9 protein-coding genes are annotated in these 16898 nt (G+C 64.1%); 5 read left to right on the top strand and 4 right to left on the bottom strand.

Annotated elements, in window-relative coordinates; translation table 11 throughout:
- Positions 1–128 precede the first annotated feature (128 nt).
- The 5 genes from BM174_RS05245 (at position 129) to BM174_RS05225 (ending at position 10169) form a co-directional block, all read left to right on the top strand.
- Positions 129–5579: an alpha-2-macroglobulin family protein gene (locus tag BM174_RS05245; protein ID WP_177209418.1), complete on the top strand. Its 5451-nt coding sequence runs from the start codon at positions 129–131 to the stop codon at positions 5577–5579.
- Positions 5576–7603, top strand: coding sequence for a penicillin-binding protein 1C (gene pbpC, locus BM174_RS05240; protein WP_093922791.1), 2028 nt, complete (start codon positions 5576–5578; stop codon positions 7601–7603). The genes BM174_RS05245 and pbpC overlap by 4 nt, the downstream gene beginning before the upstream one ends.
- A 52-nt stretch (positions 7604–7655) precedes the next feature.
- Complete coding sequence (locus BM174_RS05235; RefSeq protein ID WP_177209417.1) at positions 7656–8573, top strand: AEC family transporter; 918 nt, start codon at positions 7656–7658, stop codon at positions 8571–8573.
- 61 nt (positions 8574–8634) lie between these two features.
- Entirely contained in the window at positions 8635–9288 is a 654-nt protein-coding gene (locus BM174_RS05230) for a DUF1007 family protein (RefSeq protein ID WP_093922789.1), read from the top strand.
- Positions 9273–10169: a nickel/cobalt transporter gene (locus BM174_RS05225; protein ID WP_093922788.1), complete on the top strand. Its 897-nt coding sequence runs from the start codon at positions 9273–9275 to the stop codon at positions 10167–10169. Before BM174_RS05230 ends, BM174_RS05225 begins: the two co-directional genes overlap by 16 nt.
- A gap of 18 nt (positions 10170–10187) precedes the next feature.
- Here BM174_RS05225 and BM174_RS05220 read toward each other — a convergent pair whose 3' ends face one another.
- The 4 genes from BM174_RS05220 to BM174_RS05205 are packed head-to-tail and all read right to left on the bottom strand — an operon-like array spanning position 10188 to position 16883.
- Positions 10188–12230, bottom strand: coding sequence for a hypothetical protein (locus BM174_RS05220; protein ID WP_093922787.1), 2043 nt, complete (start codon positions 12228–12230; stop codon positions 10188–10190).
- The gene (locus BM174_RS05215) at positions 12227–14998 is read right to left on the bottom strand and encodes a DUF4159 domain-containing protein (protein ID WP_093922786.1); all 2772 of its coding nucleotides are present in this window, start codon (positions 14996–14998) and stop codon (positions 12227–12229) included. The genes BM174_RS05220 and BM174_RS05215 overlap by 4 nt, the downstream gene beginning before the upstream one ends.
- A complete protein-coding gene (locus BM174_RS05210; protein ID WP_093922785.1) occupies positions 14995–15879 on the bottom strand; it encodes a DUF58 domain-containing protein in 885 nt (294 codons plus the stop codon). Before BM174_RS05210 ends, BM174_RS05215 begins: the two co-directional genes overlap by 4 nt.
- Positions 15876–16883 carry an AAA family ATPase gene (locus BM174_RS05205; protein ID WP_093922784.1) on the bottom strand — a complete coding sequence of 336 codons (1008 nt, stop codon included), beginning with the start codon at positions 16881–16883 and terminating at the stop codon, positions 15876–15878. Before BM174_RS05205 ends, BM174_RS05210 begins: the two co-directional genes overlap by 4 nt.
- Positions 16884–16898: the final 15 nt, after the last annotated feature.

Below are 16898 nucleotides of genomic sequence, written 5' to 3'. Positions count from 1 at the left end.
CTCTGTCGTCAAAATCGGGCTAGCGCGATTGTGCGGCGGGGGTGTAAATAACTGCTTAAGGCTGGCGGGGCACTTGCTGGATTTCCGGCTCCGTGCAACGGTACAGCGGTATTTCATCGGAGAATGCTATGTCCTTTTCCCGAATTTTTTGCGCCGCATTTTTATTAGTTTTTAGTCTTGGCCGACCGACCCTAGCGCAGGACGCTGTCCCCGCGCACCGCTATCTCTATGAGCGCGACGTCGATTTTTACGGCGCCGATCTCGGCAAGCTTTTCGACACCAGCCGCGATGCCTGTGAACGGGCTTGCAGCGCGCAGCAAGGCTGCACCGCTTTCACCTTCAATACCCGCTCGAACGCCTGCTTTCCTAAAGCGGCAGTTACTGACGGCCAATCCTATGTCGGGGCCATATCAGCCCGAAAACTACCCGTTAATCCGGCGATATTGGCCGGTGTGGCGGGCCGTCAATCCGCACTCGGATTTCTTGACGCCACAGATCTACCTGAGGCCCGTTCGCGGGCGGAGGCGATGGCATGGGAGTTTGCCGCCGATGGCGCGACCCTTGAGGAGTTGCTCGACGCCTTGCAGCAAAGCCAGCAGACCGATCAAGCGGGTCAGATCCAGCGTCTGGCGGGTCGCGCGGCGGTGTTGTCGGGCCGTGCCGATCTATGGACGCGCTTTGGGGCTGCATCCTTGATGCAGGCCGCGCAGAATGAATATGACGACAGCACCGCCGATCTGCGCGATGCGTTGACGGGCGCGGTGAACGGCTATTTGCGCGCGACCGAAGTGGCGGTGCAGGTTGAGGCGCTTTCGGTGCTGGCCCAAGCATTGGAGGCCAACGGGCGCGGCACCGCGATGATCCCTGCACTGCGGCTGGCGCTGACGCTCGGCGCGCGCGAAGATTTAGCGGCGCAGTTGGACGAGGCAATCGGCAAATACGGGTTCCGCGTGGTCGATAACACGGTCGATAACAATGCCGCCGCGCCGCGCATCTGCGCCGAGTTTTCGGAGAAGCTGGCGCAGGGCGGGGTGGATTTCGAGCCGTTCGTGCGCGTCGAGGGGCGTGGCTTGGTTGTGCAGGTCGATGACCGACAGTTGTGCCTGGACGGGGTCGAGCATGGCCAGCGCTATGATCTGACATTGCGGGCGGGCCTACCTGCGGCGAGCGGCGAAACGCTGGCGAAGGATGTGCGATTGCAGGTTTACGTCCGTGATCGCGCGCCTTCGGTGCGGTTCTCGGGGCGGGCCTATGTGCTGCCCCGCGCTGCTGATGCTGCTGTGCCGGTGGAGACGATAAATACCGACACCCTCAACCTGACCCTTAGCCGTGTCAGCGACCGCAATCTGGTGCGCGCCATCCGCGACAGCTATTTTGGCAAGCCGTTGAATGCATGGGAGGAAGACCAGTTCTCCGACACGCTGGCGCAACAGATTTGGTCAGGCAGCGGCGATGTGCAAAACACCCTGAACGCCGAAATGACGACCCGCCTGCCGCTGGGCGATGTGCTGGCGGGACAAACCGCAGGGGTTTATGTACTGACCGCCGCAGTGCCGGGGCAGGACCGGTACGAGTTTCCGGCTGCATCGCAGTGGTTTGTGCTTTCTAATCTGGGCTTGTCTACGTGGTCAGGCACCGATGGATTGCAGATTGCGGTGCGCAGTCTGGCGGATGCCAGCGCCCGCGAAGGGGTTAAGCTGACGCTGATCTCGCGGGCCAATGCAGTCTTGGGCGCAGCGGTAACTGGCGCGGATGGTTTTACCAGTTTTGAGGCTGGCCTGACGCGCGGCGAGGGGGCGGCGGCACCTGCTTTAATCCTCGCTGAAGGCAGCGCATCTGAGGGGGCGGTTGATATCGCGTTTCTGCCGCTCACGGATCCGGCCTTCGATCTCTCGGATCGCGGCGTCGAGGGCAATCCGCCCGCCCCGCCGATTGATACCTTCCTGATAACCGATCGCGGTGCGTACCGCGTCGGCGAGACAATCTATGCCACCGCACTCACCCGCGATGCGCAAGCCCGCGCCCTGACCGACCTGCCGCTGACCGCTATTCTGAAGCGGCCCGATGGCGTGGAGTACAGCCGTCAGCCCAGCGCCAATGCCGTGGCAGGGGGGCATGTTTTTGCACTGCCCTTGGGGGGCGATGTGCCGCGTGGCGCATGGCGGCTCGATATTCTGTCAAACGTTGATGGCCCCGCCTTGGCGAGCCAGACGGTACTGGTGGAAGACTTCATGCCCGAGCGCATTGATTTCGACATCACCTTACCCGACGCGCCACTACGCATAATCGATACGCCGCCTTTAACGGTAGATGTCCGCTATCTCTTTGGCGCGCTGGGCACGGATCTGACGGTGGAGGGCGATCTGCGTCTGCGCGCCACCCGCAGCCTTGAGGGTTTCGATGGGTATCTGTTTGGCCGTCATGATGCGGGTTTTGGCACCAAGACCAGCGCCCTGGACAGCGTAGTAACGGACGCGCAAGGCCGCGCGACGATGCCGCTCACCTTGCCTGAGCTTGAGGAGGACGCAGGTGTGCCGTTGGAAGCGCAGGTGATCTTGCGGGTCTCCGAAGGTTCGGGTCGTCCGGTCGAGCGGCGCTTGGTCACACCTCTGGCGACGGATGCCGCGTTGATCGGGATCAAGCCTGCGTTTCAAGACGAACTGCCCGAAGGCGCCGAAGCAAGCTTTGAATTGATCGCCGTCGGGCCGCAGGGCGTTGCCGTGCCGATGCCTGTGCGCTGGACTGTAAACCGGATCGAGACCCGCTATCAGTGGTATCAACTCTATGGCAATTGGGAATGGGAGCCGACCACCCGCCGCACGCGGATCGCCACAGGCGACGCCGTGCTGGGAGCCGTGCCGGTGCAGGTCAGCACCCCGACAAACTGGGGCGAATACGAGTTGGTTGTGGAGCGTGCCGGCACCCCCTATGCGGCATCTTCCGTGCTGTTTTCGTCGGGTTGGTCTGGCGGCAACGGAGCGGTCGACACGCCTGACCGCTTGGAAATGTCGCTTGACGCGGCGGCCTACGATTTGGGGGATACCGTGCAGTTGCGAGTGGTCGCCGAGGGCGATGGAGTAGCACTGGTCTCGGTCCTCTCAAACGCGGTGATTGACCGCAAGGTCGTGGCTGTCAGTGCAGGCGAGAACCTCATTCCGCTGACCGTCACCGAAGCGTGGGGGACGGGGGCCTATGTCACCGCCTCGGTCTTGCAGGGGATGGATGTGGGGACAGGGCAGAACCCTGCCCGCACCCTTGGGTTGGCCCACGCGGCTGTGCGCCCAACAGAAAAAGAATTGTCCGTGCGCATCGACGCGCCACAGGTGACCGACGGGCAGGCAGGCGCGACCCATGTTACGGTCCAGGTGGACGGCGTGAAACGCGGTGAGACCGCCTATGTCACCCTTGCGGCTGTTGATGTCGGTATTCTGAACCTCACTGCGTTTACCTCTCCCGATCCGACCGGCCACTACTTCGGCCAGCGTCGTTTGGGGGTCGAGATGCGCGATCTGTATGGGCGCCTGATCGACGGGATGAACGGCGCGATGGGGGCGGTCCGCTCCGGCGGCGACGCGGCTGCCAATGCGCAGTTGCAATCCCCCCCTCCCACAGAAAAGCTGATGGCGTTCTTTAGCGGGCCTGTGAAAGTTGGCGCGGATGGCCGTGCCGAGATCGAGGTGATGCGCCCTGCCTTCAACGGCGCGATAAGGCTGATGGCTGTGGCGTGGTCGCCAAGCGGAGTCGGCGACGCCGAGGCCGAGATCATTGCCCGCGATCCGGTGGTGGTCACCGCGTCGCTGCCGCGCTTCCTCGCGCCGGGCGATGAAAGCCGTTTGTTGCTGGAGCTTGTGCATGCGGAGGGGCAGGCGGGTGAAATGACCCTGTCAATTTCTGCCGATTCCGCCGTGACGCTGGGCGATGTCCCTACGCGCATTACGCTCATTGAAGGCGGCAGCCAGCGTCTCGAAATCCCCGTGACGGCGCAGACTGTAGGCGATGCACAGATCGCCGCAACCCTGACCACACCCGAGGGCAAAGAACTGCGCAAGGTGCTGACCTTGCCAGTGCGCGACAATGATCCCGAAATCGCGGTGACGCGACAGTTTGCGCTGGGCGCGGGAGAGGTCTTTACCTTTGACAGCGAAGTGTTCGTCGGATTGCGCGCAGGCACAGCATCGGCGACGCTGACCGCAGGGCCGTTGGCGCGGTTCGATGTGCCGGGACTGCTGCGCCAGCTTGACCGCTACCCCTATGGTTGCACTGAACAGGTTACCTCGGGCGCGATGCCGCTGCTCTATCTCAGCTCGGTGGCGCAGTCCGCCGGATTGGGCGCTCCTGCCGACATCGACGACAAGATCGCCAAAGCCATTGCCCAGGTGCTGACGCGGCAATCGAGCAACGGCGCGTTTGGCATGTGGCAGGCGGGGTCCGGCGAGTTCTGGCTTGATGCCTATGTCACCGATTTCCTGTCCCGCGCCCGCAAAGAAGGCCATGCCGTGCCCGACCTTGCGTTCCGACTGGCGATGGACAACATGCGCAACCGCGTAAACTACGCGCCCGACTTTGACGCGGGCGGGGAAGACCTTGCCTATGCGCTGTTGGTTTTGGCCCGCGAAGGCGCGGCGAGCATGGGCGATCTGCGCTACTACGCTGATACCAAGCAAGACAGTTTCGCCACGCCGCTTGCCGCAGCGCAACTCGGCGCGGCGCTGGCAGCCTACGGCGATCCGGTGCGCGCTGATGCGATGTTCCGCCGTGCGTCGGTGCTGTTGACGCGGGACCGCACGGTTAAAGCCGGTTGGCGCGATGATTTTGGCACGCCGCTGCGGGATGCGGCAGGGGTATTAAAGCTCGGGGCCGAGGCGGGCAGCAACGCGGTGGATACTGCGACGCTGGCCGCCTTCGTCGGCACGGGCGCCACATCGCTTTCCACGCAGGAAGCCGCACAGGTCGTGCTTGCCGCTTATGCGCTTGGCACTTCCGGCGCAGCGACAGGGCTCAAGGTCGATGGCCAACCTGTAAGTGGCAATTTGGTTGTGCGGTTGGAAGGCGGGTCGCATCAGCCCGTGGTGATCAACAATACTAGCGCTGCCGCGATTGACGTGACGATGACAGCCTTCGGGGTACCGGACGTCGCCCCTGACGCGGGCGGCTACGGCTATGCGATCACCCGCCGCTACTACACGATGGATGGCAGCGCCGCGCCTGAAACGCTCGCCTCCGGAGAGCGGATGGTGGTGGTGCTGGAGGTGCAGCCGTTTGAAGACCTCGGCGCACGGCTGATCATCGACGATCCTCTGCCTGCCGGTTTCGAAATCGACAACCCTTCGTTGTTGCGCAGCGGCGAGGTTGGCGCCTTGGAATGGCTGAGCGTCAATGAGGCCGAGAATGCCGAGTTCCGCAGCGACCGTTTTGTGGCGGCGGTCAATCACCGCGATGCAGCGCCGGTGCGGTTGGCCTATATCGTGCGGGCCGTGACGCCGGGCCGCTATCATCATCCCGCCGCGACCGTCACGGACATGTACCGGCCTGAATACCGTGCCAACACTGCGACGGGTGAGGTGACGGTGACGCCATGATCCGCCGCTATGGGTTCTTTGCTTTGGTGGTGGTTTTGGGGCTGATGGCGGGCCTGCGCGACGGGGTAGATCGATGGGTCGCCGAGACCGCGCTGCCGCCAATGCTGGTTGAGACGTCGGTGGAAGTGCGGGACCGTTTCGGCGTGTTGCTGCGGGTGTTTCCGGTCGAAGACGGGCGCGTGCGGCTGGCAGTGACGCTGGATCAGGTTGATCCGGACTTTGTGCAGATGCTGATTGCCTATGAGGACAAGCGCTTTCGCCAGCACAACGGTGTTGATTGGCCTGCGGCTTTACGTGCAATTGTGCAGGCCGCAACCAACGGTGAAGTCGTCTCAGGCGGGTCGACCCTCACCATGCAAGTCGCACGGTTGCTGGAAAACTCGGGCACCGGACGCTGGCAGGGGAAACTGCGACAAGTGCGGCTGGCCCTGGCGATGGAGCGGCGGCTGAGCAAGGACCAGATCCTGACGCTCTACCTTGCCCATGCGCCCTATGGCGGGGCGGTTGAGGGGGTGCGGGCAGGGTCGCTGGCGTGGTTCGGCAAGGAGCCAACACGGCTAAGCATGGCGGAAGCAGCGCTGCTCGTTGCCCTGCCGCAATCCCCCGAGACACGGCGCCCCGACCGTCACGCCGAGGCTGCTCGCACGGCGCGCGCGCGAGTCCTCGCCCGTCTTGGCGCCACCCCCGACCAAATCCAGACGCCCTTGCCTACCACCATGCAGCCCTTTGTGCGCTTGGCCCCCCATCTGGCCGACCGGATGCGTCGCGATCAACCGCATGCACCGCGCCACGACCTGACCCTTGATGCCGGCTTGCAAACCAAGATCGAAGATCTCGTGGCCCGTGCCGTGACGGGGCAGGCCAGCGGCGTTTCGGCGGCAATTGTTGTGGCGGACCATCGCACGGGCGAAGTGCGGGCCTCGTCTGGATCGGCGGCGTATTCTGCCGACGGGGGCGCGTTGGGGTTTGTCGATATGACCCGCGCGTTGCGCTCTCCGGGATCGACGTTGAAGCCGTTTATCTACGGGTTGGCGTTTGAACAGGGGTTGGTGCACCCCGATAGCTTGATCAACGATGCGCCAGTTGCCTTCGGAACCTATGCGCCGAAAAACTTTGACGGGATATTTCGCGGCGAGGTGACAGTGCGCGAAGCGCTGCAATTGTCGCTGAATATCCCGCCCGTGCTGCTAACGGACGAGTTGGGCCCCGCACGGCTGATGGCGACCCTGCGTAAGGGCGGCGCGCATCCGCAGATCGCCGGTGGCAGGCCGGGCTTGGCAGTGGCCTTGGGCGGCGTCGGGCTGACACTGGATGATATGGTGCAGCTCTATGCCGGTTTGGCCAATGGCGGCATGGCGCAGCCTTTGATGTGGCGGCAGGGGGGCTCGATGGGCGCGCCGCAACGTATCCTGTCGCGCAGCGCGGCGTGGCACGTCGGCCATATCCTCGCCAGCGTCACCCCACCGCGCGGCAGTGCGGCGCGCAATGGTCAAATCGCCTATAAAACCGGCACCTCCTATGGCCACCGCGATGCCTGGGCAATCGGCTTTGACGGGCAACACGTAATCGGGGTTTGGCTGGGGCGGCCTGATGGCACGCCGGTGCCGGGTGCATTCGGTGGCGATCTTGCTGCACCGGTCTTGTTCGAAGCCTTCGGCAGGTTGAAACTGGTGCCGACACCCTTTGCTCCGCCTCCACCCGAGACCCTGATCCTCAGCACCGCAGAGCTGCCGCTGCCGCTGCAAAGATTCCGACCGCGCAATGCTGTTTTTGCCGCCGCGCCGGACGCGCCCGTGGTCAGCTTCCCGCCCGATGGCGCGGTGCTGCGCCGGAGCGGCGATACCATTCCCTTGAAGCTGCGCGAAGGGATATTGCCGCTCACAGTTCTGATCAACGGCGCGCCTGTGCTGACCGGATTGCGGAGCCGCAGCACCACGCTGCCGATCAGCGACGCCGGATTTTCGCGCATCTCGGTCATTGATGCGATGGGGCGGGGTGCCGAGGTGCAGATACGGCTGGACTGATCCGCCGCAGGCTGTCAGGTCTGCCGCGATATTTCCCTATCCGGCTTTTCCCATGTCTCTTGCGCTTTCCGTCTTGCCGCTCGTCTTTCTGATCGGGCTTGGATACCTGCTATCGAAAACGCGGATGATCCCTCCGGCAGACTGGAAAGGCATCGAAACGCTCAGCTTTCGGGTGCTGATCCCTGCGGTTCTGATCCAGACCATCCTGAAAACCGACCTCAGTTCAGGGCAGTTTGGCGGTGTCGGGCTTGCGCTGTTGGGCACATGGGCGGTGATTGCTACGCTGGCGTTCAGCCTGCGCTTGCTGCCCGTCGCCCGTTTGGGCAACCCTGGCTTCACCACCCTGTTTCAGACCGGCACACGGTGGAACGCCTTTATCGCGCTGGCCGCGGCAGAGCAGTTTACCGGCGCATCAGGGCTCGCGGTGATGGCGGTTGCGATTGCGCTGCTGATTCCGCTGATCAACGTCAGTTGCATCATCGTATTGTCCGCCTTCGGCCCGACGCGCATCGGGCCGGTTGGGGTGGTCTGGGTGGTGGTGAGAAACCCGCTGGTCCAAGCCTGCGCCGTTGCGCTCACGCTTTATTTTGCTGGTGTCACGCTGCCCGTGCCGGTGGCCGAAACGCTGGATATGATCGGGCGCGGGGCGCTGGCGTTGGGGTTGATGGCGGTGGGCGCGGGGATCAGCCTGCGCCGCCTTGCACGGTGGGATTGGAAAGTCGCCACAGCATTGATCTTGCGCCCCGTTCTGGCACCGGCTGTCTTTGCCGGATTTGCCGCTGTGATCGGGCTGGACGCGGTGCAGACCTTGGCGGGCGTGCTGGTTTTTGCCGCACCTGCTGCTGCCAACGGCTATATCCTCGCGCGGCAAATGGGCGGGGATGCCGGCCTCTATACCGATGTGTTGACGTGGCAAACGATCCTGTCGATCGTTGTCTTGCCATTCTGGGCCGCGCTCCTTTTAGGCTAAGCCGTGCCCATCCCGCGTGTAGACAATTGCCCGTGGATGCCACGCAGGCTATGCAGTTTACATGAGATATTCAGCCGCCCTGACCCTAATCACCGCCCTTACCGCCGCCCCGCTTGGCGCGCATCCGCATATCTTTGTCGATACCGGTTTTGAACTGGTTGTCGATGACAGCGGACAAGTGACCCATGTGCGGGTTGTCTGGCAGTATGATGACTTCTACTCACTGCTGATCACCGAAGATATAAAGCTGGATCAGGATGGCGACGGCACAATGACCGAGGCCGAGATCGACCAGCTCACCGGTTTTGACATGCAGTGGGTCGAGGGGTTCGAGGGCGATTTGGAGCTGACGCTCGGCGATGCGCCCGTTGCCCTCTCAGCGCCGCAAGAAGTGACTGCCAGCTTTGCCGACGGGCGGATCACCACTTCGCATCTGCGCGCGCTCACCACCCCGGTTCGGGCAGGCGAGACGGTGACGATCAAAGCCTATGACCCCACATATTATACGGCCTACGAAGTCACCCGCCCGGTGACTGTTGCCGGAGACAAGTCATGTGAAATCCGCCTCAAGGCTCCCGAAATGACCGACGGCCTCGCCCAGATGCAACAAGAGCTCGCCGCCCTTGATGCGCAATCCGACCCCGAGGATGCCGGCCTACCCAATATCGGCGCACGGATGGCCAGCCGCGTGAGTGTCACATGCGCCGCCTCCTGACGCTGGGCGCACTGGCGGTGCTGATCGGGCTCGCCACTTGGTGGTGGAGCGGTGGCTTTGACCGTCTGGCCTTTTGGGCGGCAGGCCAGCAACGCCAGTTCCAGAATGGCATCGCCGCCGCCTTGCGCGGCGCACGGGCAGGCGAAGCGGGCGCCGTGCTCACCCTGTTGATGGCCTGTTTCGCTTACGGGCTGGCCCATGCGGCAGGGCCGGGGCATGGCAAGGTGCTGATTGGCGGCTATGGGCTGGCGCGCGGTGTGAGCCACGCAAAACTGGCGGCCATTGCGCTGGCGGCATCGCTGGGGCAGGCGGTGACCGCAGTGCTGCTGGTCTATAGCGGGGTGCTGTTGTTCGATCTGGGGCGCGAAACACTGATCGGCGTGACTGAGGACATCATGGCACCGGTCAGTTACGCGGCGATTGTGCTGGTGGGCGGCTGGCTGGTCTGGCGCGGCTTGCGGCACATGCGGCCAGCCAAGATCGCTGATCATTCTTATCAGGGCAACGGCGAGACCTGTGCAAGCTGCGGCCACGCCCACGGCCCGACCCTGCAACAGGTTGAGCAAGCCAGCACCCCGCGCGAGGTGCTGGCTCTGATTGCGGGCATTGCCGTGCGACCCTGCACCGGCGCGCTCTTTGTGCTGATCATCACGTGGCAGATGGGTATTGGCGGGCTGGGCATCGGCGGCGCTTTTGCGATGGCACTGGGTACGGCGGCGATCACTGTGGCGGTTGGCTTGGGCGCGGGCACACTGCGCGGCGGGCTGCTGGCAGGAGTTGTAGACTCGCCGCGCGCCGCGCAGATTGCCGCAGCGGTCGAGTTGCTGGCGGGTACAGTGGTGATCTTGCTGGCGGGTGGCCTGTTGTTGCGCGCGCTCTGAGGTCGGCTTCGCGCGGTCTTAGCGCCGCCCTTCGCGCAACCACGCAGCGGTAATGAACATGGCGGCCAGCACCAGCACCAGCCACGGCGGCAGCATCGGGGTCTGGCGTACGTCGCGGGTCTCATAGGCGTCGCGCGGGGTCAGCCCCAGCCAGCCGCGACCGGCAGCAGGGCGGCCCACCCGCACATCGCGCAGGCGCGGCACACCATCTTCCAGCACAGCCACACCGCCGCGCAGCCCATCGATCACAGGGCGCAGTGCCCCATCGCTGGCGATGGTCTCGATAAATTCGCGCGGCGCTGCGGGGCCGAGGCCGATGACCGCGCTCTGGTCGCCATTCTTCAACCGGTAGAGACCAATTTCGGCGCCTTGATACACACCCTCATAGGCGCCCGGTCCCGCCTCGCTCAGCGTAATCTCTTGCGTGCTGCCATCCGGCGCGGTGACGGTGACGGAGGGCACGCTTTCGCCCAACGTGCGGCGCAAAATCCGCATCGTCTGGCCCTCGGCGCTTGCGGTCAGCGCCTCTTCCTCAAGCTCGGGCTCTTTCATCATCCAGTGGGCCAAACGGCGCAGCAATTCCAACTGCGGGCCGCCACCCTCGTACCCGCGGTTCCACAACCATGCGTGATCCGAGGCCATTAGCGCGACGCGGCCCTCTTGCACACGGTTCAACACCAGCAGAGGCCGCCCGTCGATCCCGTCCATCACCACATCGCCCTGCGGATCGACCACATCGATCTGGCGCAGCCAGCGGCCCCAATCGCCGTTGCCTGGCAATCCGGCAGTGACCGGATGGCGCTGACCCAGATCGGTGACATGCGGCAGGAACGGTTCGTCAAACACCCGCGCTGTCGGTGTTGCGGGCAGTACCGCGCCCAGTGGCGAGCGATAGAGGCTGTCGGCGCTGGCAAAATCAGGCCCCGCTGCGACCAGCACAGCACCGCCTTTGCGGACGTATTCGGCGACATTCTCCAGATAGAGCGCGGGCAACAAGCCGCGCCGCTTGTAGCGGTCAAAGATGATCAGATCGAAATCCTGTATCTTTTCCATGAACAATTCGCGGGTCGGGAAGGCAATCAGCGAGAGTTCGTTCACCGGCACCCCGTCCTGCTTTTCTGGCGGGCGTAGAATGGTAAAATGCACCAGATCAACGGAGCTGTCGGATTTTAGAAGGTTACGCCACGTGCGCCCGCCGGGGTGTGGCTCTCCGCTCACCAAAAGCACGCTCAGCCGGTCGCGCACCCCGTTCATCTGGATCAGCGCAGTGTTATTTCGATCGGTCAGCTCGCCCTCGGCTTCGGGCACCGAGAACTGTATCACGTTGCGCCCGCCGTGCGGCAGGGTCACTGGCAGATCAATGTCTTGCCCAATCGGCACACGGAAGGTCTGCGGCGGTTCGCCGTCAATGGAAATCTCCAGCGGGGCGAGCGCGTTGCCGTTTTGCGGTGCGCCCAGATCATCGATGCGCAGGGTCAGCACGACAGGTTCGCCGATGATGGCAAAGGCGGGGGCGTTTCTGACGCTCAGACGGCGGTCCCAATCGGTGGCTTCGCCGGTTTGCAACAGGTGCAGCGGAGCAGGCAGATCAAGCGGCAGATCGGCGTCATGCACACGCCCGTCGCTGATCGCCAGAATACCTGCGATCCGCGCGCGCGGCTCTTCGGCCAAGGCGGTGCTGATGGCGCTGAGCAATTCGGTGCCCGCATCGCCTGCCCCATCCGGCACGGTGATCCGGCGCAGTTCGGTATTGGGGCGCGCGGCGATCTGCGCGGCCAGCGCGGTGGCGGCATCATCGGTCTGGGATTGACGGTTGCCGAGCAACTGGCTGGCGCTGGCGTCTTCGACGAGCAGCACGATATCAGTCAGCGGGGCGCGGTCTTCTTGCTGGTAGGACGGCCCCGCGAGCGCGCCCAGCACCACCGCCGCTGCCAATCCCCGCAAGGCCCAGCCGTTCAGCCCGCGCAGCACCGCCAAAATCAGCGCGATCAGCGCGATGATGGCCACAACCAGCAGCAGGGGCAGCGGTATCAGCGGGTCAAATACGATGGTTGACGTCATTGGCCCAGCCGATCCAGAAGCGCAGGCACATGCACCTGATCCGATTTGTAATTGCCCGTCAGCACATGCATCACAAGGTTGACACCAAAGCGGTAGGCAAGCTCGCGCTGGCGTTCTCCGGCATATCCGCGCCCGATGGGCAATAAGGGCCCGCCATCACTGCGGATTGCCCAGGCCGAGGCCCAGTCATTGCCGCCGATCACCACTGGTGTCACCCCGTCGTTGAGGTTGCGAAATGGCATGCCCTCGATCTGTTCGGCATCCGGCGGCGCGGCCTCGACCCAGACATCGCGGCTCAGGTGGCGACCGGGGAAGTCCTGCAGCAGATAGAAGGTGCGGGTCAGCACGTGATCTTCCGGCAGCGGCTCGAGCGGCGGAATATCGAGCGGTGCGGCGAGGTCCTGCAGCTTGCGCCCATTCGGGCTGGCGGCACCAAAGCGCGCGATGTCTGCATCGCGGGTGTCAAACAGGATCAGCCCGCCCGAGCGGAGATAATCGTTCAGCTTGGTATAGGCCTCGGCGGAGGGGCGCGGCTGTTCTGGGGTGATCGGCCAATAGAGGATCGGGAAAAACGCCAGCTCGTCGGTTTCGAGGTTCACGCCGGTGGGGGGGGCAGGCTCGATCGAAGTGCGGAAAAACAGGACATCAGACAGGCCGGTCAGCCCGGCGCGGGCGACGTCATCTACCTTCGTGTCGCCGGTGAGGACATAGGCCAGCGACACTTCGGCAGCAGACTGGATCGCGAAATTATCGGCGGTGTCTTGGGCCGTGGCGGGGGCGGGCTGAGCCAAAAGCGGTAGGGCCAGCAGAGCGGCCAGCGTTGCATTGCTGCGGCTGAGCAACCGGCCCGAAAGCGCCAGCGAGGCCACCACATCGGCCAATAGAAACAAAATCGACAGGCTCAGCAACCATCCGGCAACAGGCTGTTCGGGCGCGACAGCCAGCCCGCGTACCGGCACATCGGCGGGCCAACCGGCAGGCGTGAGCGTCGCGTCTGCGGCAAAGACATTGCGGGCCAGTCTGCGGTCGCCCGAGGCATAGATGCCGGGCTGAAGCTTCGGCCCCGTCGGAGTGGTCAATAGATCGGCGCCATCAACGCCGGGCAAGCTGCCTGCATCGCTGAGCGCGCCGTAGCCATCCATCACCCGCAGCGGCGTCCATGTACTGCCCTCAAGGCTGTCTGCTGCGGGTGAGGCCGAGGACGACGACACCGCCAACCGTTCCAGCATCTGCACAAACAAGCCCGACAGCGGCAGGGTCGACCACTCAGCCGTGGCGGTCACGTGAAACAACACGACCTGCCCCTGCCCGAGAGCCTTGCGTGTGACCAGCGGGGTGCCATCGCTGAGCGCGGCAATGGCACGCTCAGCCAGCGTCGGGTCTGGTTGGGCAACGACTTGCGCCGAAACAGTCACATCCTCCGGCACCTCCAGCCCGAAAAACGGCGAGCTGTCGCGGAAGGCGGCGAGGGTTTTTGGCGCCCCCCAGCTCATCGCGCCGCCAACGCTGCGGCCGCCTGCACGCAAGCGCACAGGCATCAGCGGGTCCTCTTCGCTGCGGCTGATATCACTGGCGGCAATACGCGGTCCGGCAAAGCGCACCAGCATCCCGCCCTGTTCAATCCATGCCGTCAACGGCCCTTGTTCAGCGGGAGAAAGCGTTGCGACATCGGCCAGTACAATCACATCGGGGTTCGCAGGCAGCACGTCATTCAGCCCGCCGTGGATCAGGTCAGCATTGGGGGCCAGCGCCTTTTCGATGTAGTGCAGCGGCGACAACAGTTGCAGACCTTCGGCGTCATTGCGGCTGTCGATCAGGGCGACTTCGCGGCGGCGCAGGGCATCATCGGTCAGTGTCACTGCGCCTGCCGAACGTTCGCCCGCGATGCTGAATCCGCTGACCCGCGCGCGCAGCTCGGCGGGCAGCGATAGTTCGGCACTGGCGACGGTGGCGTCGGTGTCAAAATAAGCTGTGGCAGTGGCGAGAATGCGGGCGTTGCCTGCAGGATCGCGACCCTCGGCACGCAGGATCACGTCGCGCTCCAACCCTGCGGCAGTGCGGTTCACGGATAGTTTAATCACCCCGCCCTCATAGGTGGCGGGAGCGATGGCCATAACATTTCCGGAGGTCTGGAAGACCTCGACATTACCTCGGGCCTGCATCGCGCCCAGCAGGGTTTCGCGGCCGCTGTATTCCAAAGCATCGCTGAACCAGAGTGTGTCGAAGCTGGGCAGTTCGGCCATGATCGCGGCGGCGCGGTCAATGTCGGCAGGCGACGGCTGCCACGGCTCAGGGGTAAATCCCGCCAGACGGCTGCGCCAGACATCCGCGGATTGAAAGGCTGGCTTTTCGGGCCGCGTGAGGCTGAGGAAACCGACCGTACGGCCGGCACGGCCTGCGCGTGTTAGCTGCGCTTCGATCGCCTCGGTCTGGCGCGGCCAGCGTGTTGCACCGGCCCATGTACCATCGAGTACGATCAGTAGCGGGCCCGATCCATCGGCTTGTTCATTCTGCGGGTTCAGCACCGGTCCTGCCAGCCCCAGAATAATCGCCGCAACGGCCAGCATCCGCAGCAGCAACAGCCACCACGGGGTGCGGTCAGAGACGCTTTCGTCGTCTTTGAGGCCAAGCAGCAGTGCCACACCGGGAAACCGGCGGCGCACCGGGGCGGGGGGCACGGCACGCAGGATCAGCCAAAGGATCGGCAACGCCAAGAGCGCAGCCAGCAACCAAGGTGCCGTAAACCCGATGCCGCCCAGAACCGTCACGCCACACCTCCGGCCCGCGCATCAAGTGCCCCATAAAGCCACAGCAGCGCCGATTGCGCCGAGCCATCTGTATGGTGCAGCCCGTATTGCCAGCCGGTTAACGCGCACAAGCGCTGTAGCTCGGCTTTGCGCTCGGCCAACCGGTCGAGATAGCGGCTGCGTAGGTCGTTGGCCATTAGCGTTTCGTGACGGACGGTGCCGCCGATGCTTTCAAACACGGTGCGGCCAGAAAAAGGAAAGGCTTCCTCTGACGGGTCAAGCACATGATAAAGCACGCCCCGCACCCCGCGATCAGCGGCCTTTGTGAGGGCCAGTTGCACCCCCTCCAACCCGCCCATGAAATCAGAGATAAACACTGCCCGCGCATGAGGGATCATCGCGCGGTGCTCAGGCGGGCTATAATCGGTTTCGTCGTCACGGGTGAACAGCTCGGCCAGTCGTAAAATCTGCGGGGTGCCGCGGCGCGGGGGCAGGGCGGTGCCGGTGAGGCCCACCCGCTCGCCGCCGCGCAACAACAAAATGGCCAGCGCCAGCCCCAACAGCCGGACCCTGTCGGCCTTCTGCGGCAGCTTGCCGGAGGAGGAAAAGCGCATCGACGCCCCCTGATCTACCCAGAGCATCACCGATTGCGCGATCTGCCATTCGCGTTCGCGCACAAATTCCTGATCGCCCATCGCCGAGCGGCGGTGGTCCACCATGCGGCGGCTGTCGCCCATCTGGGCGGGGCGGTATTGCCAAAAATCATCGCCAACGCCTGCACGCCTGCGCCCGTGCGCGCCGAGCAGGACAGCGCCTGCCAAATGCTCTGCCCGCGCCAATAGGGCGGGCAGATGCGCGGCCTGTTCTTCGGCCGTGGCGCGCAGGGTTGCCGGAGTGGTCACGCTGCGGCCTTGGTCCCGCCAAGGCTGGTCGCGGTTTGATCAATGAAGGCAGACAGGCTGTCGCCGCGGGCACGTGCCGCAAAATTCAGCGCCATTCTGTGGGATAGTACCGGGCGCGCCATTGCGATCACGTCTTCAGCCGAGGGGGCCAGACGCCCCTGCAACAATGCCCGTGCCCGCACCGCCAGCATCAGCGCCTGTGAGGCCCGTGGACCCGGACCCCACGCCACTGTTTCGCGGACCTTGGCGCTGGCCTCCGGCCCGTCAGGGCGGAAGGCGCGAACCAGATCAAGGATCAGTTCAACCACGCTGTCACCCACGGGCATCCGGCGCAGCAACCGCTGTGCAGCCAGCAGCTCGCCCGTCGAAAAGACCGGGCTGGCCTCGGCCTCCATCTCGCCGGTTGTGGCAATCAAGATGTCACGTTCGGTGGCGCGGTCGGGGTAGTCGACGTCGATCTGCACCAGAAAGCGGTCAAGCTGGGCTTCGGGCAACGGGTAGGTGCCTTCTTGCTCAATCGGGTTTTGCGTCGCCAACACGTGAAATGGCACGCCAAGCGGGCGATCTACACCTGCAACGGTCACAGTCTTTTCCTGCATCGCCTGCAGAAGTGCGGATTGGGTGCGCGGGCTGGCGCGGTTGATCTCGTCGGCCATCAATAGTTGGCAGAAAATCGGTCCCTCGATAAAGCGGAACGCACGGCTGCCATCAGCCGCGGTATCGAGCACTTCGGAACCCAGAATATCGGCGGGCATCAGATCAGGCGTAAACTGCACACGGTTGCCATCCAGCCCCATCACGGTGCTCAGTGTCTCTACCAGACGCGTTTTGCCGAGACCCGGCAGACCGACCAGTAAACCATGGCCACCACATAAAAGCGCGGTCAACGTCAGGTCCACGACCTGTTCCTGCCCGATAAATCTGCGGGTAATCGACCGTTTTGCCGCCCCGAGCTTCTCGCCGAGCGCCTCGATTTCGCCTACCATGTCTTCGGCTTCACTCATGACATTCGCGCCTCT

Origin of the sequence: Sulfitobacter brevis, from assembly GCF_900112755.1 — a bacterium.
GTDB lineage: Bacteria > Pseudomonadota > Alphaproteobacteria > Rhodobacterales > Rhodobacteraceae > Sulfitobacter > Sulfitobacter brevis.
The sequence above is the reverse complement of the archived record's forward strand: the minus strand, read 5'-3'. Positions and strand labels throughout refer to the sequence as shown.

Excerpts from the sequence above, each read along its gene's own strand:
- BM174_RS05245 (WP_177209418.1), top strand. The coding sequence starts at position 129 with ATGTCCTTTTCCCGAATTTTTTGCGCCGCATTTTTATTAGTTTTTAGT.
- pbpC (WP_093922791.1), top strand. The coding sequence starts at position 5,576 with ATGATCCGCCGCTATGGGTTCTTTGCTTTGGTGGTGGTTTTGGGGCTG.
- BM174_RS05235 (WP_177209417.1), top strand. The coding sequence starts at position 7,656 with ATGTCTCTTGCGCTTTCCGTCTTGCCGCTCGTCTTTCTGATCGGGCTT.
- BM174_RS05230 (WP_093922789.1), top strand. The coding sequence starts at position 8,635 with ATGAGATATTCAGCCGCCCTGACCCTAATCACCGCCCTTACCGCCGCC.
- BM174_RS05225 (WP_093922788.1), top strand. The coding sequence starts at position 9,273 with ATGCGCCGCCTCCTGACGCTGGGCGCACTGGCGGTGCTGATCGGGCTC.
- BM174_RS05220 (WP_093922787.1), bottom strand. The coding sequence starts at position 12,230 with ATGACGTCAACCATCGTATTTGACCCGCTGATACCGCTGCCCCTGCTG.
- BM174_RS05205 (WP_093922784.1), bottom strand. The coding sequence starts at position 16,883 with ATGAGTGAAGCCGAAGACATGGTAGGCGAAATCGAGGCGCTCGGCGAG.